23 protein-coding genes are annotated in these 23412 nt (G+C 70.9%); 15 read left to right on the top strand and 8 right to left on the bottom strand.

Going from position 1 to position 23412, the window contains the following annotated elements:
- Nucleotides 1-68: 68 nt before the first annotated feature.
- A complete protein-coding gene (locus E1294_RS10635; protein WP_132507327.1) occupies nt 69-560 on the top strand; it encodes a hypothetical protein in 492 nt (163 codons plus the stop codon).
- 7 nt (nt 561-567) lie between these two features.
- Here E1294_RS10635 and E1294_RS10630 read toward each other — a convergent pair whose 3' ends face one another.
- Nucleotides 568-1509 carry an acyl-CoA dehydrogenase family protein gene (locus tag E1294_RS10630; RefSeq protein ID WP_132507325.1) on the bottom strand — a complete coding sequence of 314 codons (942 nt, stop codon included), beginning with the start codon at nt 1507-1509 and terminating at the stop codon, nt 568-570.
- Nucleotides 1510-1639: 130 nt separating this feature from the next.
- Between E1294_RS10630 and E1294_RS10625 the strand changes: the two genes are divergently transcribed.
- Nucleotides 1640-2308: a hypothetical protein gene (locus E1294_RS10625; RefSeq protein ID WP_132507323.1), complete on the top strand. Its 669-nt coding sequence runs from the start codon at nt 1640-1642 to the stop codon at nt 2306-2308.
- Between the two features lie 82 nt (nt 2309-2390).
- Nucleotides 2391-4133, top strand: coding sequence for a proline--tRNA ligase (locus E1294_RS10620; protein WP_181958485.1), 1743 nt, complete (start codon nt 2391-2393; stop codon nt 4131-4133).
- A gap of 72 nt (nt 4134-4205) precedes the next feature.
- Here E1294_RS10620 and E1294_RS10615 read toward each other — a convergent pair whose 3' ends face one another.
- Genes E1294_RS10615 through E1294_RS10600 form a run of 4 tightly spaced genes read right to left on the bottom strand, consistent with a single transcriptional unit; the run spans nt 4206 to nt 7981 of the window.
- Entirely contained in the window at nt 4206-5705 is a 1500-nt protein-coding gene (locus E1294_RS10615) for a tripartite tricarboxylate transporter permease (RefSeq protein WP_132507321.1), read from the bottom strand.
- A gap of 1 nt (nt 5706) precedes the next feature.
- Nucleotides 5707-6153, bottom strand: coding sequence for a tripartite tricarboxylate transporter TctB family protein (locus E1294_RS10610; RefSeq protein WP_132507319.1), 447 nt, complete (start codon nt 6151-6153; stop codon nt 5707-5709).
- Nucleotides 6150-7139: a Bug family tripartite tricarboxylate transporter substrate binding protein gene (locus tag E1294_RS10605; protein WP_132507317.1), complete on the bottom strand. Its 990-nt coding sequence runs from the start codon at nt 7137-7139 to the stop codon at nt 6150-6152. Before E1294_RS10605 ends, E1294_RS10610 begins: the two co-directional genes overlap by 4 nt.
- Nucleotides 7136-7981 carry an alpha/beta hydrolase family protein gene (locus E1294_RS10600; RefSeq protein ID WP_132507315.1) on the bottom strand — a complete coding sequence of 282 codons (846 nt, stop codon included), beginning with the start codon at nt 7979-7981 and terminating at the stop codon, nt 7136-7138. Before E1294_RS10600 ends, E1294_RS10605 begins: the two co-directional genes overlap by 4 nt.
- A gap of 68 nt (nt 7982-8049) precedes the next feature.
- On the opposite strand from E1294_RS10600, the gene E1294_RS10595 reads away from it, so the two are divergent.
- Nucleotides 8050-9117: an ArsR/SmtB family transcription factor gene (locus E1294_RS10595; protein ID WP_220447653.1), complete on the top strand. Its 1068-nt coding sequence runs from the start codon at nt 8050-8052 to the stop codon at nt 9115-9117.
- Here E1294_RS10595 and E1294_RS10590 read toward each other — a convergent pair.
- The gene (locus E1294_RS10590) at nt 9094-9564 is read right to left on the bottom strand and encodes a ferritin-like domain-containing protein (protein WP_246082928.1); all 471 of its coding nucleotides are present in this window, start codon (nt 9562-9564) and stop codon (nt 9094-9096) included. The two genes, E1294_RS10595 and E1294_RS10590, sit on opposite strands and share 24 nt — an antisense overlap.
- Nucleotides 9561-10076, bottom strand: a complete 516-nt coding sequence (locus tag E1294_RS10585; protein ID WP_132507311.1) for a hypothetical protein — start codon at nt 10074-10076, stop codon at nt 9561-9563. The genes E1294_RS10590 and E1294_RS10585 overlap by 4 nt, the downstream gene beginning before the upstream one ends.
- Nucleotides 10077-10397: 321 nt before the next feature.
- On the opposite strand from E1294_RS10585, the gene rimP reads away from it, so the two are divergent.
- The 8 genes from rimP to truB all read left to right on the top strand — a co-directional run bounded on the left by rimP (nt 10398) and on the right by truB (nt 18197).
- Nucleotides 10398-10883: a ribosome maturation factor RimP gene (rimP, locus tag E1294_RS10580; RefSeq protein ID WP_132507309.1), complete on the top strand. Its 486-nt coding sequence runs from the start codon at nt 10398-10400 to the stop codon at nt 10881-10883.
- 25 nt (nt 10884-10908) lie between these two features.
- Nucleotides 10909-11901: a transcription termination factor NusA gene (gene nusA / locus E1294_RS10575; protein ID WP_132507363.1), complete on the top strand. Its 993-nt coding sequence runs from the start codon at nt 10909-10911 to the stop codon at nt 11899-11901.
- Nucleotides 11885-12184, top strand: coding sequence for a YlxR family protein (locus tag E1294_RS10570; RefSeq protein ID WP_132507307.1), 300 nt, complete (start codon nt 11885-11887; stop codon nt 12182-12184). Before nusA ends, E1294_RS10570 begins: the two co-directional genes overlap by 17 nt.
- 125 nt (nt 12185-12309) lie before the next feature.
- Entirely contained in the window at nt 12310-15372 is a 3063-nt protein-coding gene (gene infB, locus E1294_RS10565) for a translation initiation factor IF-2 (RefSeq protein ID WP_132507305.1), read from the top strand.
- A 120-nt stretch (nt 15373-15492) separates the two neighbouring features.
- Nucleotides 15493-15789: a DUF503 domain-containing protein gene (locus E1294_RS10560; protein WP_132507303.1), complete on the top strand. Its 297-nt coding sequence runs from the start codon at nt 15493-15495 to the stop codon at nt 15787-15789.
- Nucleotides 15790-15829: 40 nt separating this feature from the next.
- Nucleotides 15830-16291, top strand: coding sequence for a 30S ribosome-binding factor RbfA (gene rbfA / locus E1294_RS10555; protein WP_132507301.1), 462 nt, complete (start codon nt 15830-15832; stop codon nt 16289-16291).
- A complete protein-coding gene (locus tag E1294_RS10550; protein WP_132507299.1) occupies nt 16288-17325 on the top strand; it encodes a DHH family phosphoesterase in 1038 nt (345 codons plus the stop codon). Before rbfA ends, E1294_RS10550 begins: the two co-directional genes overlap by 4 nt.
- Nucleotides 17325-18197: a tRNA pseudouridine(55) synthase TruB gene (gene truB, locus E1294_RS10545; RefSeq protein ID WP_132507297.1), complete on the top strand. Its 873-nt coding sequence runs from the start codon at nt 17325-17327 to the stop codon at nt 18195-18197. The genes E1294_RS10550 and truB overlap by 1 nt, the downstream gene beginning before the upstream one ends.
- A gap of 45 nt (nt 18198-18242) precedes the next feature.
- On the opposite strand, the gene E1294_RS10540 is transcribed toward truB, so the two are convergent.
- Nucleotides 18243-19262 (bottom strand): TRM11 family SAM-dependent methyltransferase, encoded by a 1020-nt coding sequence (locus tag E1294_RS10540; RefSeq protein ID WP_132507295.1) that lies wholly within the window; start codon nt 19260-19262, stop codon nt 18243-18245.
- 127 nt (nt 19263-19389) lie between these two features.
- On the opposite strand from E1294_RS10540, the gene E1294_RS10535 reads away from it, so the two are divergent.
- The 3 genes from E1294_RS10535 to E1294_RS10525 all read left to right on the top strand — a co-directional run bounded on the left by E1294_RS10535 (nt 19390) and on the right by E1294_RS10525 (nt 23396).
- Nucleotides 19390-20316 carry a bifunctional riboflavin kinase/FAD synthetase gene (locus E1294_RS10535; protein ID WP_132507361.1) on the top strand — a complete coding sequence of 309 codons (927 nt, stop codon included), beginning with the start codon at nt 19390-19392 and terminating at the stop codon, nt 20314-20316.
- 191 nt (nt 20317-20507) lie between these two features.
- Complete coding sequence (gene rpsO, locus E1294_RS10530; protein ID WP_132507293.1) at nt 20508-20777, top strand: 30S ribosomal protein S15; 270 nt, start codon at nt 20508-20510, stop codon at nt 20775-20777.
- A 285-nt stretch (nt 20778-21062) separates the two neighbouring features.
- The gene (locus E1294_RS10525) at nt 21063-23396 is read left to right on the top strand and encodes a polyribonucleotide nucleotidyltransferase (RefSeq protein WP_132507291.1); all 2334 of its coding nucleotides are present in this window, start codon (nt 21063-21065) and stop codon (nt 23394-23396) included.
- Nucleotides 23397-23412 lie beyond the last annotated feature (16 nt).

Raw genomic sequence — 23412 nt, 5'->3', positions numbered from 1 at the left:
AAGCGCTCGCTTGGTAGAGCGTATCAGCGGCAAAGACTTGCGGGAAGGGCGCGGCGGCGATCAGAGTGATGCCCGTGAAGCGAAAGCGCGCGCCGCGGCGGCCCAAGGACGGCGCGCTCCCCGGCCCCGGCCCCGGCCTCGGCGACGACGACCTCTCGCTCACGAGCGCCCGCGGATACGAGGCGTTCGGCCGGGTGATGGCCGCGCTCGCGACCGAGGTCGACTTCATCGAGTCGTGCCGCGACCTCACCTGGTGGCGCGGGGCCGACCACAGCTGGCACATCGAGTGGCGCGACGGCCCGTACGCCTCGGAGGTGGCCGCGCTCCTCTCAGGTCATGTCCGCGCCTCCGACGGCCCTCTCGTCACCGAGGCGGGCCCGGGCAGCGCGGGCTCGGCCGTGCTCGACGTGATGGGCGTGCGGTTCGAGCTGCGGGCGATCGACCCGATGGGCCGGGCCACGCTGCGGGCGCGGTCCGGTTTCTGGCGGCTGTCCGAGGCCCTCGACACCACCCGCCGCACCAACACCCGCCACCCGTGGGAGGAACTGCTCGGGGGCTAGGCGACGGCTAGGCGTCCGTGAAAACGTGAGCCGCCAGGCGGGTGCGGTGGGCCTGCGGCGGCCCGAAGAGCTGCGCGTCCGAGGTGGCGCGCTTGAGGTAGCGGTGCGCGGGATGGTCCCAGGTGATCCCGATCCCGCCGTGGACCTGGATGTTCTCGCCGGCCGCTGCCAGATAGGCCTCCGTGCAGTACGACCCCGCGATGGCCGCGGACACCTCGTCGCGGGCCGCGGCCTCCGCCGCCGAGTGGGCCGACTCCACCAGCAGGAGCAGATCGGCCAGCTTGTGCTTGATCGCCTGGAAGGACCCGATCGGCCGCCCGAACTGCCGCCGCGTCCTGGCGTGCTCGACGGCCATCTCCAGGCACCGCCGCGCCCCGCCCGCCTGCTCGGCGGCCAGGGCCGCGATGCCGAGGTCGCGCACACGGGTCCACGACCCGCCGTCGCCCAGCCGGCGTACCGGGGCCTGGTGGAAGGCGAGCCGCTGCAGCGGGCGGCTCTCGTCCATCGTCACGTACGGCTCGCGCCGCGTCGGCACGGCCTCCACCAGCAGCCCGGCGACGTAGACGAGCACCACCTCGCCCGCCGGCGCGTACGCGACGTCGCCCGTGAGCAGATCGCCCTCCAGCCGCAGGTCGCCGTCGCCCGGCAGCACCACGGTCGCGGTCGCCGAGCCGTCGGCCAGCGCGCTCAGCAGTTCCCCGGCCCCGCCGGCCCTGGCCGCAGTGACGGCCATCACCGCCGACTGCAGGAACGGATGGGGAGACAGGACCCGGCCCAGCTCCCCGGCCACGGCCGCCATCTCGGCCGGGCCGCAGCCCGCACCGCCGTGCTCCTGGGGGACCAGCAGCCCGGCGATGCCCACCTCGCGCGCGGACTCCTGCCACGACGCGCCGGGCCGGCCGGCGAGATAGGCGCGGACGGCGTCGCGTAGCTCATCGGGAAGACCCACGGACGGCATCTTAACCAAGCGATTGCTCGTATGTGGACTGATGACCCGATTTTGCCCTTTTTGTACGATTTCATAATCTGGTACTGGTCATCCCTGGAATCCGCCGGGGGAGGGCTGACCTGGGATGGAGATGGACAACACCACAATCGACTATGGCGACTACGCCGAATACGACCGGCGTCAGCGCAACATCGAACAGCACCTGCTGGCGGCCTTCCTCGGTGGTCTGGCCGTCGGCCCCATGGGCGTGCTCGCCACCGGCGACGGCCCCGGATGGCTGGGCCAGATCTACGACCCGTACGCCTACTTCGCCCTCACCCTGGCGGTGGGCGCCACCGCCACGGGATTCGGGTGGGCGCTGGTGACAACGTTTCTGGCGGCCGTGTCCACGCTGGTCTCGGCCATGGGCGCGAGGGCGCTGCTCGGCGACGACGTCCTGGGCGCCGCCGGCGACGCCGCCGGGGTCAACTGGACGCTCGTCCTGCTCGTCGGCCTGGGCCTGGTGGCCTACGTCACCCGCAGGGACGACGTGTGGGGCGACCTCGCGGCGGCCGCGGTCGGCGCGGCCCTGATCGCGGACGTGGCCGACAGGGCGGTTCCCGGGCTCGTCGAGAGCGACGGCTCGTTCTGGCCGTATCCCGCGGCGGCGATCGGGCTGCTGTCCGTGGCGCTGGTGCTCGGGTTGCGCAGGAACGCGTGGGGACGGGTGCGCGCGCTGGCGATGTCGGCGGTGTTGTCGACCCTGCTCGCGGCCGGCCTGACCGGTTCCCTGGCGGGCTTGCTCCCGCTGCCGGTCTGACCGCGGGGACAAGCAGAGCGGCGCGCCGCCGGGAGTCGATAGCCTGTAGTCCTTCAGACCCGGGTTCGAGCAAGGAGTGGCCGTGTTGCTGCGCATGTCGTCGTTGTTTCTTCGCACCCTGCGGGACGACCCGGCAGACGCGGAAGTGCCGAGCCACAAGCTCCTCGTCCGCGCCGGCTACGTCCGCCGCGTGGCGCCCGGCATCTACTCCTGGCTCCCCCTCGGCAAGCTGGTGCTCGACAACATCGCCAGGATCGTCCGCGAGGAGATGAACCGGATGGGCGGCCAGGAGGTGCTCTTCCCCGCCCTGCTGCCCCGCGAATACTACGAGGCGACCGGCCGCTGGACCGAATACGGTGACACGCTCTTCCGCCTGCAGGACCGCAAGGGCGCCGACTACCTGCTCGGCCCCACGCACGAGGAGCTCTTCGCCGACATGGTCAAGGGCGAATACTCCTCCTACAAGGACTACCCGGTCACCCTCTACCAGATCCAGACCAAATACCGCGACGAGGCACGGCCCAGGGCGGGCATCCTGCGCGGCCGCGAGTTCCTCATGAAGGACTCCTACTCCTTCGACCTCGACGACGACGGGCTCAAGCGCTCCTACGAGCAGCACCGCGAGACCTACATCCGCACGTTCGACCGCCTCGGCATCAACTACAAGATCGTCTTCGCGCAGTCGGGCGCGATGGGCGGCTCGGCCTCGGAGGAGTTCCTGGCGCCCACGCCCACCGGCGAGGACACGTTCGTGGCCTGCCGCGCCTGCGGTTACGCGGCCAACGCCGAGGCCGTCGTCACGCCCGCGCCCGCCGCCCGCTCCTTCGACGACGCGCCGGCGCTGCGGGTCATGGACACCCCCGACACCCCGACCATCGAGACGCTGGTGTCCTACGTCAACGAGCACCACGGCCTGTCCGTCACCGCCGCCGGCACGCTCAAGAACGTCGTCGTCAAGGTGACCACGCCCGGCTCCGACGAGGCCGAGACGCTGGTCATCGGCGTGCCCGGCGACCGCGAGGTCGACTTCAAGCGCCTCGAGGCCGCCCTGGCGCCCGGCGAGCCCGCCATCTTCGAGGCCGCCGACTTCGCCAGGCACCCGGGCCTCGTGCGCGGCTACATCGGCCCGCAGGTCCTGCGCGAGCTCGGCATCCGCTACCTCATCGACCCGCGCGTCGTCACCGGCACGTCCTGGGTGACGGGCGCCAACGAGCCCGGCAAGCACGCCGCCGGCGTGGTCGCGGGGCGCGACTTCGTCCCCGACGGCACGATCGAGGCCGCCGAGGTGCGCGCCGGCGACGCCTGCCCCCGCTGCGGCTCCGAGTTGTCCATCGACCGCGGCATCGAGATCGGCCACATCTTCCAGCTCGGCCGCAAATACGCCGACGTGGCCGGGCTCGACGCGCTCGGCCCTGACGGCAAGCCCGTCCGCGTCACGATGGGCTCCTACGGCATCGGTGTCTCGCGTGCCGTGGCGGTCATCGCGGAGCAGCTGCACGACTCGCTCGGGCTGGTGTGGCCGCGCGAGGTCGCGCCCGCCGACGTGCACATCGTCGGCACCGGAAAGGACAACCAGGTCGGGGCCGCGCTCGAACTGGCCGCCGAGCTGGAGTCGCGCGGCCTGCGGGTGCTGGTGGACGACCGGGCGCAGGTCTCGCCGGGAGTGAAGTTCAAGGACGCCGAGCTGCTGGGGCTGCCGACGATCGTGGTGGTCGGGCGCGGCCTGGCGCAGGGCGTGGTCGAGCTGCGCGACCGCGTCTCCGGCGAGAAGTCGGAGATCCCGCTCGCCGAGGCCGCCGACCGCATCGCCGCCGCCTCCTCCTGACGTTCCCCCGCGGCGCCCATCCGCTTGAGTCCGGGCGCCGCGGCCTGCCGGCAGGCCGCCATGCTGGCGCCGTCAGGCGGACGGCACGGAGGTCCTGGCGCGGGCGCGCACGATCGCCGGCCCGATCAGGCACGCCGCCGCCACGAGCAGGATCGCCAGCGACACCGGCCGCGTCACGAACACCGAAGGGTCGCCCTCGCTGAACGCCAGCGCCCTCCTGAACTGCACCTCCATCAACGGCCCCAGCACCGCCCCCAGGATGAGCGGCGCCACCGGATACCGCGCCCGGTGCAGCACCCACCCCAGCAACCCGAACCCGTACGCCACCAGCACCTCGAACACGCTCTGCGAGATCGAGTAGACCCCCAGCGTGGCGAAGGCGAGGATGGCCGCCGTCAGCAGCGCGGCGGGCACGCTGAGCAGCTTCACCCACACCCGGATCAGCGGCAGGTTCAGCAGGAGCAGCATCACGTTGCCGAGGTAGAGGCTGGCGATCAGCGTCCACACCAGCACCGGCTGCTGGTCGAAGAGCCGCGGCCCCGGCTGCACGTCGTAGATCTGGAACGCGATCAGCAACATGCTCGCCGTGGCCGAGGTCGGGATGCCCAGCGTGAGCAGCGGCACCAGCACTCCGGAGAACGCCGCGTTGTTGGCGGCCTCGGGACCGGCGACCCCCTCGATCGCCCCCTGCCCGAACTCCTCCTTGTGCCGCGACAGCCGCTTCTCCACGTTGTAGCTGAGGAACGTGGGCAGCTCGGCGCCTCCTGCGGGCAGCGACCCGATGGGCAACCCGAAGGCCGTCCCGCGCAGCCACGGCTTCCACGAGCGGCGCCAGTCGTCGCGGGTCATCCCGATCCTGCCGTCGACCGTGACGGGAGCCTGCGCGGGCCGGTTCCGGGAGGCGGCCGTGGCAACCGCCTCCGCCACGGCGAACAACCCGACCGCGAGCGCCACCACCGACAGCCCTTCGTACAGCTCGGGCAGCCCGAACGCGAAGCGCGGCTGGCCGGTCATCTGGTCGATCCCCACCATCCCGATCGTCAGCCCCAGGAGCAGGCTCGACAGCCCGCGCACGATCGAGTCCCCCATCAGCGAGGTGACCGTCACGAAGGCGAGCACCATAATCGAGAAGTACTCGGCCGGCTGGATGAGCTTGGCGATGTTCGACATGCCGGGAGCCAGGAAGGTGATGACGACCGTGGAGATCGTGCCCGCCACGAACGACCCGATGGCCGCCGTCGCCAGCGCCGCCCCCGCCCGGCCGCGCCTGGCCATCGGATAGCCCTCCAGCGTCGTGGGGATGGAGGCCGTCTCGCCGGGGATGTTGAGCAGGATGGCGGTGGTCGAGCCGCCGTACATGCCGCCGTAGTAGATGCCGGCGAACATCACGAACGCCCCGACCGGGTCGAACACGAACGTCAGCGGCAGCAGCAGCGCGATCGTCGTGGCGGGCCCGAGCCCTGGCAGCACGCCCACCAGCGTGCCGGCGGTGACGCCGAGGACGGCGAGCAGCAGGTTCTGCAGGCTCAGCGCGTGAGCGAACCCGTCGAGCAGGTTGCCGAGCACGTCCATCTCAGATCGCCAATCTGACCAGGCCGGGCGGCAGCGTGACGCCGAGCAGCCGGTCGAACAGGAAATACGTGGCCAGCGCCAGCACCAGCCCCACGAGCGCGTCGCGCAGCAGCTTCCTGCTGCCCAGCACCCTGGCCACGACCGCGAAGAACACGGTCGTGGCCTGCCAGTAGCCGGCGGGGACCAGGACCGCGGCGTAGCCCGCCAGCGCCGCCACCAGCATCAGCACCGACGGCCAGTGCGTCTCCTCCTCGGCGGCCCGCGGGCCGGCCCTGAAGGCCTGGACGACCCCGACCACGGCCACCACCGCCAGCCCGCCGCCGACCAGCAGCGGGAACGCCCGCGGCCCCACGGCCTGATAACCCTCGCTCTGCGGGATCGCGAAGGCCTGGACCAGCACGACCACGGCCGCGAGCAGGAAGCCGGCGGAGACGATCCGCTGCGTCACTTGCCGAGCCCCAGATCGCCCAGGATGGCGGTGACCTGCGTGCGCTGCTCGGCCAGCACCTTGCCGAACTCGTCACCCGGCTTCCAGTCCTCGGTCCAGTTGTTGCGCTCCAGGTCCTTCTTCCAGCACGAGGTCTTGCGCACCTTGTCGAGCAGGCCGATCACCTCCTGCTGCTGCTCCTTGGTCAGCCCGGCGGGCGCGAGCACGCCGGCCAGCGTGGAGACCGCCTCGTCGCCCAGGCCGAGCTCCTTCATCGTGGGCGCGTCGAGGCCGGGGACCCGCTGCTCGGAGTCGACCGAGAGCGCCCGCAGCTCGCCCGCCTCGATCTGCGCGCGCAGCTCGGCGACCGTGTCGATGCCGGCTGTGGCGGCCCCGCTGAGCAGCAGGTTCATGGACTCGCCGCCACCCGCGGTGGGCACGAAGTTGATCTCTTTGGCGGCGACGCCGCGCTCCTTGGCCAGCCCCGCCACCGTCATCTGGCCGGGCCCGCCGAGCGAGCCGCCGGTCCACTTGACGCTGCGCGGCTTGGCCTCCATCGCGTCGAGCAGCGCCTTCAGATCCTTGTACGGCGACTTCACCGGCACCACGATGGCGCTCGGCCCTCGGCTCAGCCCGGCCACGGGAGTGAGCTCGGACAGGTCCACCGGAGACTTGTTGCTCACGATGCCGCCCAGCATGGTCACGCTGTCCATGACCATGAGCTGGTAGGGGTCGCCCTTGTGCTTGGCGAACTGCGCCAGCCCGATCGTGCCGCCCGCGCCGGGCACGTTCGTCACCGTGGCGTCCACGTCGGCCACTTCGCACTCGCTGAGCGCGCTCGCGATGCCGCGTGCCCGCGTGTCCCAGCCACCGCCGGGACTGCCCGGCGCCATGATCGACAGGGCCTTGCTCGGATAGGCGGCTCCGGCGTCGGCGCTCTCGCCGCCCACGGCGCAGCCGCTGAGGGTCACGGCCGCCGCGACGGTGGCCAGTAGCTTGATCTTCATGATGACTCCCGGGGGGTGAGGATCGAGGCGAAGAAGTCCTTGACCGGTTCGAGCACTTGCATCGGCTGGTGGCCGACGCCGGGCACGACGTCGAACCGCACGCTGATGCCGTGGGCCTCGAAGTTGTCGCGCAGGGCCGTGAGCCGCTCGACGCGGGTGAGGCCGTGGGCGTCGGCGCCGTCCATCCAGTTGCTGTCACCCTGGTTGTTGATCTCCCAGGTCTCCACGTCGGCGCTGCCCACGACCATCTGCACCGGCACGTCGCGCAGTTCCTCCACCCTGGGCGGGCAGCCGAACTCCTCCTCGAACCCCTTCAGCCCGATCCACCACGGGCTCGTGTGGTCGATGTACGTTATCCGCCCTGGTGCACCAATGGACAATCCGGACAGCCGGTCGGGATGCAGGTAGCCGAACCGGTGCACGAACTGGCCGCCACCGGAAAATCCATGCAGCAGGAACCGTTCCGCCGCCACGTTGAAGCGCTCGGCGACCTCGTCCACCATGGCCAGCAGGACGCGGTCGAAGCGGATGGCCCCGTACCGGATGAACTTGAAGGCATGCAGGTCGTGCGGGTCCTCGATGCCGGCGGGGAAGAGCGGGGCGAGCACCAGGCAGCCGTGTTCCTCGGCCCACCCGGCGAAGTTGTCGCGATACTGCGGGCCGCGCCGGCCGGTCCCGTGCTGCAGGACCACCATCGGCAGAGGAACGCCGTCCGGGTCGTGCGTGGACGGCACGTACAGGCAGTACGAGAACCGCTGGTCGAACCTCGACGCGAACACGGTCGTGGCGCCCGCCGAATAGAAGGCGGTCGGATGCTTGACCACATGCAATGCCTCAGTCATGAGGCGACAGCCTCGGTAAACGCGGGGTCAGCCGCAAGGAGATTGACGCGTACGCGGTAATGTGCAGGGTGGCCGTCACGCTGTTCCTCGACTTATCCGCCACCGAATCCATCGTCGTGCGCCGCTCGCCGCTGGCCGAGCTGTGCGCCTGCCTGCACGCGTTCGACGAGCCAGGGCACCACCCCGCCAGCGCCGCCTGGGCCGCCAGGGCGCACCGCGACCTGCCAGACGGGCTGCTGGCGGCGGCCGCCGCCTGGGCACCGCTCTGGGGCGCCTTCCGCGCCCGCTATCTGCTGCCGCTGTCCGCCACGCCCAAGCGCACCCTGACCGGCGAGCTGCGGGAGGTGGCCGAGCTGCCCATCGGCGACTTCACCGCGATGACCGTGCAGGCCCTGATCGGCAAGAACGACGCCGAGCTGGTGCCGCTGCTCGGCGACGAGGAGCTGAACCGGATGCGGCTGATCTCCACCAGCCGCGTGGAGATCGGCGCCCGGCTGCGCGCCGACCCCGAAGGGTTCCGTGAGGAACTGCTCGCCTTCCTCACCCGCTTCGCCGCCGCGATGTTCGATGCCGAATGGCCGTCGCTGCGCCAGGCACTCGACCACGACGGCGCGCTGCGTACGCGTGACCTGCGCAGGCGCGGGCCCCTGGCCCTGGCCGACCTCCCGACCGCCACCGCGACCAGGACCGCGTCGGGGTCGCTGCGGATCGTGTTCGACAAGCTCTACAGCGCCACCGCCCGCGTGGACGCCGGGCGTCCCTGCCTGATCGTGCCGACCGTCCACGGGCGGCCACACCTGGTGATCAAGCACTTTCCCGGCCATCCCGTCGTCATCCAGTACAGCGCCGGCACCGCTCCCGCGCCGACCTTGGAGACGGCCAGACGCCGGCTCGCCGCCCTGCAGGACCCGACCAGGCTGCGGCTCTGCTACGCGATCCTGCGCAACCCGGTCGCCACCGCCGAGCTGGCCACCCAGCTCGGCATGACCGCGCCCCAGGTCTCCAGGCATTTGCGCAGGCTCAGGGAGGCCGAGCTCGTCCACACCCACCGGCGCGGCTCGGTCGTCTACTACCAACTCGACGCGGCCGCCATCGAGCGCCTCGGACCCGACCTACTCTCCGTCCTGTACCGGTGACGACGAGGGAGACGGCGGCGCCGGTGGCGGCGCCGGCATGCCAGGGAACGCCGGCGGCTGGGCGGGGCGGAAGGCGTAGGAGCGGGTCACGGCCTCCTGCATGGCCAGCGCGGCGTAGCGGCGCAGCGCGCCGTCCTGCGCCGCGGCCAGTTCGAGGTAGGCGGCTGTGACGCCGTTCTCCAGGTGCACCGCCAGCTTGGCGGCCTGCGCGGCGTCGGAGGGGACGAACGGCAGCGCGTAGGAGGCGTCGGGTTCGGCGGGCTTGCCGCCCCGCGAGGTGATGTAGCCGCGCAGCTGGTCGCGGCGCGCCCGGTGGGCGTCGAAGGCGGCGGTCATCTCGTCGCGCAACGACCCCGACGTGCGCGCGCCGAGCAGCCCGTACGCGAACACCGCGGCGTGCTCGGCCGCCAGCGCCCTGCGCAGCTTCTCGATGTCGCCCGCGTTCACAACGACCTCGGCAGAGCGGCGGCGTGGGCGGCCTCGCAGGCGCCGATGCTGGCGATCAGCTGGGCCATCCCCGGTGACAGGCCTGCGAGCTGGCGGGCGCGCCGTGCCGCCGCCTTCCGCTCCAGCGACCGCAGCCGGGACAGCGAGGGTTTCTCCGGCGTGGCCGGTGCGGACGGCGACCCGGACGGCGATCCCGTTGGCGACCCCGTTGACGACGCGGACAGTGACCCGGTCGGGGCCGCGGAGCCGGTCGGCACGTGCTTGCGCAGGGTGTCGACGTGTGCCTGATGCCGGTCGCGGAACGGCACGAGCTTCTCCGCGCCGTCGGCGATCAGCGACGAATAGAGCGCGATCGTACCCTCCTTCTCCGCGATCAGCCCCTTCACCAGCACCGTCTCCGGCGAGTCGGACGGCGGCGAGGACGGCTGCGAAGGGCCGGACGCGCTGCACGCGGTGAGAGCGGCCGCTCCACCCGCCAGCAGGGCACGCCTGGAGAGCTGACGCGGGCGCACGGGATGGACCTCCCACTGTTCATGGAGCAGACGGACGAGAAACCCGCCCATCAGCCGGCCGGTCAACCGCCGTGCCGCACCGATGCCGCGCTGATGCCGTAGCGGCAGCCCGCCTGGCGGCTTCTCATCGGTAGCATCGTACGGGCTGGCACCCCGGATCGTTGTCAAGCGACGCTCCGCCACTCGAGCACGACGAGTGGCGCTCTTTTCGTGCCCCCGTACGGATAGGGTGTCAACTGTCGTCGCTGGCCGAGCGGCCAGGCGGCGGAGAGCCAGAGGCGAGGTCCGCCCGGCTGAGACATGACAATAGGGGAGGTCGATATGGGCAGCGCATCACCCCGCGACCACCTGATGAAGCTCCTTGAGCCCGTGGTCAGCGCGGAGGGCCTCGATCTGGAGGACATCACGGTCACGCAGGCCGGCAAGAGACGGCTCCTGCGCGTGATCGTCGACCGCGACGGCGGGGTGAGTCTCGACGACGTCGCCGACGTGAGCCAGGCGGTCTCCGCAGCCCTGGACGACACCGACGCGATGGGCCAGGCCGCCTACACGCTCGAGGTCTCCTCGCCCGGCGTCGACCGCCCGCTCACCGAGCCGCGTCACTGGCGGCGCGCCGCCAAACGGCTGGTGAAGGCCGAGATGAGAGACGGCTCCGTGGTGGAGGGCCGCATCCTGGCGGCAGACGCCGGCGGCGTCGACCTCGACGTCGCGGGCGCCGCGCGCAGGCTTGATTACGAAGACCTGGCCCGGGGACGGGTACAAGTGGAGTTCCGCCGGATCGACGACGTCGACGGCGACGAAGGCTAAGGGGGGAGCCGTCGTGGACATCGACATGAGCGTCCTGCGCAGCCTCGAACGGGAGAAGGACATCTCCTTCGACCTGGTCGTCAAGGCGATCGAGGACGCGCTGCTGATCGCTTACTTCCGCACCGACGGCGCCGCCTCCAAGGCGCGTGCCGAGCTCGACAGGCGAAGCGGTCACGTCACGATCTGGGCCGCCGAGGTCGACGAGGAAGGCGAGATCGTCAGGGAATATGACGACACGCCCAGCAATTTCAGCAGGATCGCCGCCACCACCGCCAAGCAGGTCATCCTGCAGCAGTTGCGCGACGCCGAAGACGAGATCAACTTCGGCGAGTTCGCCAGCCGCGAGGGCGAGCTGGTCTCCGGCGTCATCCAGCAGGGCAAGGATCCGCGCGTGGTGCTGGTCGACCTCGGCAAGATCGAGGCCGTGCTGCCCCACGCCGAGCAGGTCCCCGGCGAGGAATACGTGCACGGCGAGCGCATCCGCGCCTACGTGGTGCAGGTGAAGAAGGGCCACAAGGGCCCGTCGGTCACCCTGTCGCGCACGCATCCCGGTCTGGTGAAGAAGCTGTTCGCGCTCGAGGTGCCGGAGATCGCCGACGGCACCGTGGAGATCGCCGCGGTGGCGCGCGAGGCGGGCCACCGTACGAAGATCGCGGTCCGGTCGCGCAAGCCGGGTGTCAACGCCAAGGGCGCGTGCATCGGCCCGATGGGGTCACGGGTGCGTAACGTGATGACCGAGCTCCACGGCGAGAAGATCGATATCATCGACTGGTCGGAAGACCCGGGCGAGTTCGTGGGGAATGCCCTGTCCCCCGCGCGCGTTTCCCACGTTGAGGTTCTCGATCTCGACGGGCGTGTGGCACGTGTGACCGTTCCCGACTACCAGCTCTCGCTGGCCATCGGGAAAGAGGGGCAGAATGCCCGGCTCGCCGCGCGACTGACAGGATGGCGGATCGACATCCGTCCTGACACCCAAGCCGAGGATGCCGCCGGTTCCGTAGATGCGTCGACACGGTAAGCTGGAATATGGTGGCCTGGCCGCCCCACAGCGCACCTGTGTGGGCTGCAGGGTCCGCACGGCTAAGTCCGAGCTGCTCCGCCTGGTGCGGGTCGAGGACCACGTGGTTCCCGACCTGCGAGGACGGCTCCCTGGGCGTGGTGCATCGTTGCACCCGTCCGCGAGTTGTCTGGAGCTTGCCGAGCGTCGCCGAGCGTTCCCGCGCGCGTTCCGCGTGCCGGGGCCGCTTGACGTCTCGCGCGTGCGGGCGCACCTGGAAGGAGAACCACGAAATGTCATGTAGGACGCCGAGTTGATGGGCGGAGTCAGATTGCTATGAGCGCCTGATGAGCACGCGGCGATGAAGACGTCAAGGTAGCGACGGTCCGGACGGCACAGCCAGCCTCCCGGGCCGAGTAAGGGAGTGCAGTGGCGAAGGTCCGGGTATACGAGCTCGCTAAGGAGTTCGGCGTAGAGAGCAAGGTCGTCATGGCCAAGCTCCAAGAGATGGGAGAGTTCGTCCGTTCGGCGTCCTCGACCATCGAAGCGCCGGTGGTCCGCAGGCTCACCGAAGCTCTGGGCGCATCCAAGGGTGGGCCCTCCAGAGGCGGCGGTCAGCCGTCCAGCAAACCGCAGCCCCCGAGGGCTGCCCCCCGGTCGGCCGAAGGCCAGGCCGGTAACGGCGCGCAGGCGCCGGCCCCCTCACCGCGTCCGGGTCCCAAGCCCGGTCCGCGTCCAGGTCCCGCGGGCGGCACGCAGCCGCGTCCGCCGGTGCCCATGCCGCACCAGCCGCAGCAGCAGCCCGAGGCGGCGCGCGGCGAGTCCGGCGCACCACAGGCACGTTTCGAGAGCGGCGCCCCCGCCCGTCCCGGCCCGCGGCCGGGTCCGGCGGCCCGCCCGGGTCCCAAGCCCGGTCCCGCGCCCCGTCCCGGGCCGGGAGGCGGCGGCTCCTCGCAGGCGCCGCGTCCAGGCGGTCAGTCCGGCGGCGGCCCGCGTCCCGGTCCGGGCCCCAAGCCCGGTCCGCGTGGTCCGCGTCCCGGCAACAACCCGTTCTCTTCCAACGCCAGCGGCATGGGCCAGTCCCGTCCGCCGCGTCCGGGAGGCAACCGCGACGGCGGCGGTCCCGGCCAGCGTGAGCGCCGTGACGGCCCGCCGCGCGACGGCGCGATCCCGCGTCCGCCGCAGGGCCGTGGCGGTGGCGAGGGCAGGTCCGGCACCGCGGGACCGCGTCCTGGTCCGCCCGCGGGCGGACCGCGTCCCGGTCCCGGTGCGGGTGGTCCCCGTCCTGGTGGTCCGCGTCCCAACCCGATGATGATGCCGCAGGGCCGTCCTGCCGGCCCCGGTGGTGGTGGCGGTGGTGGCCGTCCCGGCGGCGGTGGCGGTGGTGGCCGTCCCGGCGGTGGTGGCCGCCCCGGTGGCGGCGGCGGTGGCGGTCGTCCCGGCGGCGGTGGCGGCGGCTACGCCGGCCGTCCCGGTGGCGGCGGTGCCGGTCCGCGCACCGGCACCGGCGGTCCCGGCGGCTTCGGCGGCCGGCCTGGCGGCGGCGGTCGCGGTCGTGGCGGCGGCACCGCGGGAGCCTTCGGGCGTCCCGGCGGTCGTCCGGCGCGTGGCCGCAAGTCCAAGCGGCAGAGGCGCCAGGAGTTCGACAACATGTCGGCGCCCGCGATCGGAGGCGTGCAGGTCGCTCGCGGCAACGGCGCGACGATCCGCCTTCCGCGGGGCGCGTCGCTGTCCGACTTCGCCGACCGCATCGGCGCCAACCCCGCCGCGCTCGTGCAGATCATGCTGCACCTCGGCGAGATGGTGACGGCGACGCAGTCGGTCAACGAGGAGACGCTGCAGCTGCTCGGCGCCGAGCTCGACTACAACATCCAGGTCGTCAGCCCGGAGGAGGAGGACCGCGAGCTTCTCGAGGCCTTCGACATCGAGTTCGGCGAGGACGAGGGCGACGAGGCCGACCTGGCCGCGCGCCCGCCGGTCGTGACCGTCATGGGTCACGTCGACCACGGTAAGACGAAGCTGCTCGACGCCATCCGCAAGACCAACGTGGTGGCGCGCGAGGCGGGTGGCATCACCCAGCACATCGGCGCTTACCAGGTCTCCGCCGAGCACGAGGGCCAAGACCGCAAGGTCACCTTCATCGACACCCCGGGTCACGAGGCGTTCACCGCCATGCGTGCCCGAGGCGCCAAGTCCACCGACATCGCGGTGCTGGTGGTCGCGGCCGACGACGGCGTGAAGCCGCAGACGATCGAGGCGCTCAACCACGCTCAGGCGGCCGAGGTGCCGATCGTCGTCGCGGTCAACAAGGTCGACAAGGAGGGCGCCGACCCCAACAAGGTGCGCGCCCAGCTCACCGAATACGGCCTGGTGGCGGAGGAATACGGCGGCTCGACGCTCTTCGTCGACATCTCGGCGAAGAACGGCACGGGCATCGAGCAGCTCCTCGAGGCCATCCTGCTGACCGCGGACGCCGAGCTCGACCTGCGGGCCAACCCGTCGATGGACGCTCAGGGCATCGCGATCGAGGCGCACCTTGACCGCGGCCGTGGCCCCGTCGCGACCGTCCTGGTCCAGCGCGGCACGCTGCGGGTGGGCGACTCGATCGTGTGCGGCGAGGCCTTCGGCCGCGTCCGCGCCCTGCTCGACGACACCGGTGAGCCGGTCGAGGAGGCCACGCCGTCCCGTCCGGTCCTGGTGATGGGTCTGACGGCCGTGCCGAGCGCCGGTGACAACTTCATCGTCGTCACCGACGACCGGATGGCGCGCCAGATCGCCCAGCAGCGCGCGGCGCGCAAGCGCAGCGCCGACATGGCGAAGTCGAGCCGTCGCCGCAGCCTCGAGGACATCTTCAAGGACCTCGAGAAGGGCAGCGTCGACGAGCTCAAGCTCATCATCAAGGGCGACGTGTCCGGTTCGGTGGAGGCCCTGGAAGACGCCCTGCTCAAGATCGACGTCGGCGACGAGGTCAGGCTCCGTGTCCTGCACCGCGCGGTCGGCGCGATCACCGAGTACGACGTCAACCTGGCCGTCGCCGACGACAACGCGGTCATCATCGGCTTCAACGTCCGCCCCGAGCCCCGGGCGCGCGACCTGGCCGAGCGCGAGGGCGTCGACATCCGCTACTACTCGGTCATCTACCAGGCGATCGAGGAGATCGAGGCGGCCCTCAAGGGCATGCTCAAGCCCGAGTTCGAAGAGGCCCAGCTGGGCACCGCCGAAGTTCGCGAGATCTTCAAGGTGCCGAAGATCGGCAACATCGCCGGTTCGCTGGTCCGCTCCGGCGTGATCGTCCGCAACAGCAAGGCCAGGGTGATCCGCGATGGCGTCGTCATCGCCGACAACCTGACAGTCTCGTCCCTGCGTCGCTTCAAGGAAGACGCGACCGAGGTCCGCGAGGGCTTCGAGTGCGGCATCGGGGTCGGCTACAACGACCTGCGGATCGACGACGTGATCGAGACGTTCGAGATGCGGGAGAAGCCGCGCGTGTGACGCGCGGCCGGGCGCCCGGCGGGACATCCGCCGGGCGCCTCTCGCACGCCTCGGCCTGGTCCCCACCGCAGCAGGCCGGTCGTGCGTCCACCCCACCAGGACAAGCGGTGGTAGCCAACGATGTATGTGGGTGCCTTGACCCTGGACATCCTGCTCGGCGACGTCCGATCGCTGAAGCAGAAGCGCTCTGCCGTGCGCCCGTTGATCGCCGAGATCCAGCGCCGTTATCCCGGCGTCGCGGTGGCTGAGACCGGCCATCTCGACCTGCACCGCAGGGCGGAAATCGGCATCGCGGTGGTCTCCGCCTCAGCGGGAAACTGCAAGGAAGTGCTGGACGCCTGCGAGCGTATGGTGGCCTTCCGCCCTGAGATCGAGCTGCTGTCGGCCCGGCACCGGCTCTACACCGACGAAGAATGAACGACTGCACGGCCAGGTCGTGCGTGAGGGGGAGCGAACCATGGTGGATGCCGCACGAGCGCGCAAGCTCGCCGACCGCATCCAGCAGATCGTCGCCGAGATGCTGGAGCGCCGGATCAAGGATCCGCGCCTGGGCTTCGTCACCGTGACCGACACGCGCATCACCGCCGACCTGCGTGAGGCGACGGTGTTCTACACGGTGTTCGGCTCAGAGGCCGAGCGGGCCGACAGCGCCGCGGCCCTCGACAGCGCCAAGGGCATCATCCGCTCCGAGGTAGGACGCCAGACCGGCGTTCGTTTCACCCCCACGCTGACGTTCAAGCATGACCCGCTGCCTGACAGCGCGCGTCAGCTCGACGATCTGATCAACGCCGCCAGGGCGCGCGACGCCGAGGTGGCGCGGCGGGCCCAGAGCGCCACCTACGCGGGCGAGGCCGACCCCTACCGCAAGCCCGACGAGGGCCAAGACGGGGGTGCCGTTGGTGGGGACGACCAGGCGTGACGCCCGACGTACGCGACAGGGCGGAGCCACCCCGTGTCAACGGACGGCCGCCGGACGAGTGCGCGGTCCCCGAGGCCGCGTGGAACCGGGCGCTGCACCTGATCCGGCAGGCCGACGAGGTGGCGATGGCCTGCCACGTGACCCCCGACGGCGACGCGCTCGGCTCGATGCTGGCCGTGGCGTTCACGCTGCGTTCGATGGGCAAGCGGGTGGTGACGTCGTTCGGCGACCACCATTTCGTGGTGCCGCGGCTGCTGCGGTTCCTGCCGGGGCAGGAGATGCTGGTGCCGCCGGAGGAGTTCCCCGAGTCCCCCGACCTGATGATCACGTTCGACTCGTCGACGTTCCAGCGGCTGGGGCTCCTGGGCGCCAGCACCGCCAGGGCCTGTGAGGTCATCGTGGTCGATCACCACCCCTCCAACGAGGGCGAGTTCGGCACGCTCAGCCTCATCGACTCCGCGGCCGCGGCCACGGCCATGCTGGCCGAGGAGCTGATCTACCGGCTCGGCGGGCAACTCGACCGCGACATCGCCACCTGCCTGTACGCGGGCCTGGTGACCGACACCGGATCGTTCCGCCACTCCACGACCACGCCCGCCGTGCACCACATGGCGGCCAGGCTGGTCGCCACCGGGCTGCGCACCGACGAGATCGCCCGTGAGCTGTGGGACCGTTCCCCCTTCGGCTACCTCAAGGTGCTGGCAGGGGCTCTGGAGCGGGTGACGCTGGAGGACGGGCTCGTGTGGACATACGTGTCGCAGGTCGATCGGGCCGCGTACGCGCTGCCTTACTCCGAGCTCGAAGGCGTCATCGACATCCTGCGGCGCACCGACGAGGCCGAGGTCGCGGTGGTGCTCAAGGAGGACGACCAGGGCTACTGGCAGGTGTCCACCCGGTCCAAGGGCACCGTCGACGTGGCCGCCGTGTGCGCGGCACTGGGCGGCGGCGGGCACCACAACGCCGCCGGCTACACCTCCCAGGACAGCGTGGAGGACACGATGGTGAAGTTCCGGCGAGAGCTGAGGAAGGCCTGATGGCTCAGAGCGGTCTGATCATCGTCGACAAGCCGGACGGCTGGACGTCCCACGACGTGGTGGCCAAGATGCGGCGCGTCGCGGGCACCCGCCGCGTGGGGCACGCGGGCACGCTCGACCCGATGGCGACGGGCGTGCTGGTCGTCGGCGTGGAGAAGGCGACCAGGCTGCTCGGTCATCTGGCCCTGACGGAGAAGGTCTACGAAGCCACGATCAGGCTAGGAGTGAGCACCAACACCGACGACGCCGAGGGCGAGGTCACCGCCGCGGTCCCGGCCTCGGACATCACCCCGGCTGAGATCCACAAGGGCGTCGCGGCGCTGACGGGCGCGATCATGCAGATCCCGCCGCAGGTCAGCGCGATCAAGGTCGATGGGCAGCGGGCCTACAAGAAGGCGCGCGCGGGCGAGACGGTCGAGCTGCAGGCCAGGCCGGTGACGGTGAGCGCGTTCGAGGTGCTGGACATCAGGGCCGGCGACGAGGTCGTGGACGTCGACGCGGTCGTGACCTGCTCGAGCGGCACCTACATCCGCGCGCTGGCCCGCGACCTCGGGGCGGAGCTCGGCGTCGGAGGCCACCTGACGCGGCTGCGGCGCACCCGGGTGGGCCCCTACGACCTGTCGCTGGCCAGGACGGTCGAGCAACTCGCCGGGGAGTGCGAGATCCTGCCGATCGGCGCGGCGGTCGCGGCGGCCTTCCCGCGCAGGGACGTCACCGCTGAGGAGGCGCGCGTGATCGGGCACGGCGGCCGGCTGCCCGCCGCGGGGCTCGGCACGGGCCCGATCGGCGTGTTCGGGCCGGACGGCGAGCTGCTCGCGCTCGTGGAGGAGCGGGGCGCGCTCGCCAAGCCGCTCGCCGTCTTCGCGGGATGAGCGGGGTCAGCCGGGGTGCCGATCGCCTTCGCGAGGTGAGCGGGGTCAGCCGGGTTTGCGGGCGACTATGATGTCACGCACGATCGCCTGGTCGACCCAGTGCTCGAAGTCGGGATAGTCCATCACGTCCAGGCCGGCGCCGGCGAGGATCTTGGCCAGCTCGGCGCGCTTGCCACCGTAGGTGTTCCAGGCGATGCCCATCGCGCCGCCGGGGCGCAGCAGCTCGGCCCAGCCGGGCACGGCCCTGCTCAGCAACTCCATGGGGCTGCGCGACAACCCGCCGCCGCCCTTGCTGCCGTGCTGGACGCCGTAGGGGGCGTCGGTCGCCACGACGTCGAACGAGCGCGGCTTGAAGAACTCGCGGCTCTTGAGCGTGTCGGCGTTGACCACGGTCAGGCGCTGCACGTCGCCGGCCTTGAACGCCTCTTTCGACAGGCCGAACGTGATGTTGAGCCGCCGCCCGGCCAGCGCCCGCTCGCGGCGCACCGGCACGGTCTCGGCGGTGTGCTTGAGCCGCTTGTTGCGCAGCCAGGTCTTGATGAAACCGGCGTACGCCTCGAAGTCCTTGCCGTCGACGTCGAGGCCGTAGGCGTCGTAGCCGTACATGAGGGCCTGGTTGAGGGTCGTGCCGCGGCCGCACATCGGGTCGAACACCGCCAGCCGCTCGCCCAGCCCCTTGCCTGTGGCCAGCGCGGTGACGTTGAGCAGCAGCTTGGTGAAGTGTTCGTTGGTCTTGCCGGCGTATTTCTGGATGGTGATCAGGTCGCTGCTGAGCCGGTCGAGCGGGCGCACGGTCAGCGGCCTGAGCAGCTCGCCCTCCACGCCGAACAGGGCGTAGCCGGAAGAGAGATTCGACAGCAGCGAGAGGTGCGGCTCCGCCAGCGGCTCCGCCGTCTCGAACGTCACGTAGGGGACGCCGCCGATGACGGTCTCGTCGCCGGCCGCCACCTGCCCGCCGAGGCCGCGCGCGCTGAAGACGGCCAGCTCGTTGCGGGTCAGCCGGACGGAGCTCTCGGCGTAGACCCGGTTGAAGGCAGGCAGGATCAGAAGCGCGTAACGAGGCACGATGCCCAATCCTATCCGTTGCCGGAGTAAGGGCGCCGGGACGAGCCGGCGCGGCGACAACCCCCTGGGTTGCGGGAGACCGCGACGCGCATGGCAGGCTTGGGTGCGGTTGATCCGTGACGAGCGAATGGGGCCTGGCGTGCAGGGTTCGGGAAGGTCTGTCGTCACCATCGGCGTGTTCGACGGGGTGCACCGCGGGCACCGGCGGGTGATTGAGCGCGCGGTGGCCATCGCCCGCGAGCGAGGGCTGCGGAGCGTCGCCGTCACCTTCGAGCCGCATCCTGAGGAGGTCGTACGGCCGGGGTCTCACCCGCACCGGCTCACCAGCCTGCGGCGCAGGGGCGCGCTGCTGGCCGCGCTGGGGATCGACGAGGTCGACGTGGTGGAGTTCACCCTCGCGCTGCAGCGGACCAGCCCTGACGACTTCGTCCAGAGCGTGGCGGCCGAGCGGCTGCGGGCCGCGGTCGTGGTGGTGGGGGAGGACTTCGTGTTCGGGCACGAAGCCAGCGGCGACGTCCAGACATTGCGGACGCTGGGCGACAAATACGATTTCGAGGTAGAGGCCGTGCCCCTGCTTGGCGGCGTCTCCTCGACCGCCGTTCGCGAACTGCTCGTGGCCGGCGATGTCGAGGGCGCGAGCGAGCGGCTCGGGCGGCCGCACCGCGTGGAGGGTGTGGTCGTGCGCGGCTACCAGCGGGGGCGGCAGCTCGGTTTCCCGACCGCCAACGTGGAGACACCCCCGCACACCGCGATCCCGGCCGACGGGGTCTACGCCGGCTGGCTGGAGTGCGTGCCCGTCGCCAACCTGCCCGCCCTCTACGAGGGCGAGCGGTGGCCGGCGGCGATCTCGGTCGGCACCAATCCGACGTTCGAGGGCGTGCCGCGCACCGTCGAGGCGTACGCGCTCGACCGCGACGACCTGGAGCTGTACGGCGCGCACGTCGCGGTCGAGTTCGCGGCGCGGCTGCGCGGCAACACCCGCTTCGAGTCGATCGAAGCGCTGATCGCCCAGATTCACACCGACGTCGAGACCACCCGGAGGATCACCGGCTGACCCACGACCCGCCTCCGCGTGTCCCGCGCCGTGTGTCCCGACACCCTGGACAAGGTGGTAACCTTGCATGTCGGCTCTGTAGCGGCGGTGCTGCGCGCTGCCCATGACGGCCTTCACGCGGCGACTGTAGGCACGCACGGTCGTTCGCACACTCACATCACTCGTGCGTGCCCGTAGCTCGAAGGAGAGCCGTGTCCCTCGACACCGCTGCCAAGAAGTCCATCATCAGCGAATACGCGACGGCCGATGGCGACACCGGGTCGCCCGAGGTTCAGATCGCCCTGCTCAGCAAGCGCATCAGCGAGCTCACCGAGCACCTGAAGACGCACAAGCACGACCACCACAGCCGTCGTGGCCTGCTGCTGCTCGTCGGCCGCCGGCGCCGCTTGCTGAAATACCTGCAGAAGGTCGACATCCAGCGCTACCGTTCGCTCATCGAGCGGCTCGGCCTGCGCCGATAGCATGAAAGGGAGCGGCGTCCGCGCCGCTCCCTTCGCATATGGCCGCAGCCATGTGTCCGGGCGCGTGGCGACACACGCCTCCCGCGCCCGGCGTACAACTGAAGATCCGAGACACACAGCCCCCGCGTCCGCTTAGCACCATGCGACCCGCGACGCCTGCGGGCCGGTCCTCGGTAGTGGCTTCCGGTAAGAAAGACCGGGCGCTTCGATCGAAGACCGGCGCTGCACCTAACGAGGGTGCCGGTGAGAAAAGGGCGCGGGAGACCGACCACAAGGAGGTCCCCCGTGGAGGGTGTCCACACTGCTGAAGCCGTCATAGACAACGGCTCGTTCGGCACGCGCACGATCCGGTTCGAGACCGGTCGCATCGCACGCCAGGCGGCGGGTTCCGCCGTCGCCTACCTCGACAACGACACGATGGTGCTTTCGGCCACCACCGCGTCCAAGTCGCCCAAGGAGAACTTCGACTTCTTCCCGCTCACGGTCGACGTCGAAGAGCGCATGTACGCCGCGGGCCGCATCCCCGGCTCGTTCTTCCGCCGTGAGGGCCGTCCTTCCGAGGACGCCATCCTCACCTGCCGCCTGATCGACCGGCCGCTGCGCCCGTCCTTCGTCAAGGGTCTGCGCAACGAGATCCAGGTCGTCGCCACCGTGATGGCGCTCAACCCCGACCACCTCTACGACGTGGTGGCGATCAACGCCGCGTCGCTGTCCACCCAGCTGGCCGGCCTGCCGTTCTCCGGCCCGATCGGCGGCGTGCGCGTCGCGCTGATCGACGGCCAGTGGGTGGCGTTCCCGACCCACCCCGAGCTGGAGCGGGCCACGTTCGACATGGTCGTGGCGGGCCGTGTGCTCGCCGACGGCGATGTCGCGATCATGATGGTCGAGGCCGAGTCCACGAAGGACACGCTCAAGCTGGTCGCAGAAGGCGCCGTCGCGCCGACCGAGGAGACCGTCGCCCAGGGCCTCGATGCCGCCAAGCCCTTCATCAAGGTGCTGTGCGAGGCGCAGGCGCGCATCGCGCGGGTCGCGGCCAAGGAGACGGCCGAATACCCGGTCTTCCTTGAATACCAGGACGACGTCCACGACGCCGTCGAGGCCGCGGTGAAGACCGAGCTGGCCGCCGCGCTGACCATCGCCGGCAAGCAGGAGCGCGAGAACGAACTCGACAAGGTCAAGGCGCTGGCCGCCGAGAAGCTCCTGCCGGAGTTCGAGGGGCGCGAGAAGGAGATCTCCGCCGCCTTCCGCTCGGTGATGAAGAAGCTCATGCGCGAGCGGGTCATCAAGGAGGGTGTCCGCATCGACGGTCGCGGCACCAAGGACATCCGCGCCCTGTCGGCCGAGGTGCACGTGGTGCCCCGGGTGCACGGCTCGGCGCTGTTCGAGCGCGGCGAGACCCAGATCATGGGCATCACCACGCTCAACATGCTGCGCATGGAGCAGGTCATCGACACGCTCAACCCCGAGCGGACCAAGCGCTACATGCACAACTACAACTTCCCCCCCTACTCCACCGGCGAGACCGGCCGGGTGGGCTCGCCCAAGCGCCGCGAGATCGGCCACGGCGCGCTCGCCGAGCGGGCGCTGATCCCCGTGCTGCCCACGCGCGAGGAGTTCCCGTACGCCATCCGCCAGGTCTCCGAGGCGCTCGGCTCCAACGGCTCCACCTCGATGGGCTCGGTCTGCGCCTCCACGATGGCGCTGCTCGACGCCGGAGTGCCGCTCAAGGAGATGGTCGCGGGCATCGCGATGGGCCTGATCGGTGAGGGTGACACCTACGTCACGCTGACCGACATCCTCGGCGCCGAAGACGCCATGGGCGACATGGACTTCAAGGTCGCCGGCACCAAGGACGTCATCACCGCGCTCCAGCTCGACACCAAGCTCGACGGCATCCCCGCCTCGGTGCTGGCCGGCGCGCTCAAGCAGGCCAAGGGCGCCCGCCTGGCGATCCTCGACGTGATGCAGGAGGCGATCGACTCTCCGGCGGAGATGAACCCGACCGCGCCGCGCATCATCACCATCAAGGTCCCGGTCGACAAGATCGGCGAGGTCATCGGCCCGAAGGGCAAGATGATCAACCAGATCCAGGACGACACGGGCGCCGAGATCACCATCGAGGACGACGGCACGATCTACATCGGCGCCACCGACGGCCCGTCCGCCGAGGCGGCGCGATCGGCGATCAACGCCATCGCCAACCCGCACATGCCGGAGGTCGGCGAGCGCTACCTGGGCACGGTCGTCAAGATCGCGGCCTTCGGCGCGTTCATCTCGCTGATGCCCGGCAAGGACGGCCTGCTGCACGTCTCGCAGATCCGCAAGCTGCACGGCGGCAAGCGCATCGAGAACGTCGAAGACGTCATGGCCGTCGGCGAGAAGATCCAGGTGGAGATCGCCGAGATCGACGGCCGGGGCAAGCTCTCCCTGGTGCCGGTCGAGGTCATCGAGAAGGAGGCCGCGGAGAAGGAGGCGAAAGCCGCTTCCGGGTCCGACGAGGGCGGCGACGCCGCTCCTGAGCAGCCCGCGCCGGCCGCCGACGACCGGTCCGAGCGGCCCCGCCGCACCCGCACCCGCGTGCGCAGCAGCCGTAACGAGGGGGACGACCGCAACTCGTGAGCGAGCTCAGCCAGGC

Origin of the sequence: Nonomuraea diastatica, assembly GCF_004349015.1 — a bacterium.
GTDB lineage: Bacteria > Actinomycetota > Actinomycetes > Streptosporangiales > Streptosporangiaceae > Nonomuraea > Nonomuraea diastatica.
This window is presented reverse-complemented; position numbering and strand designations above follow the sequence as displayed.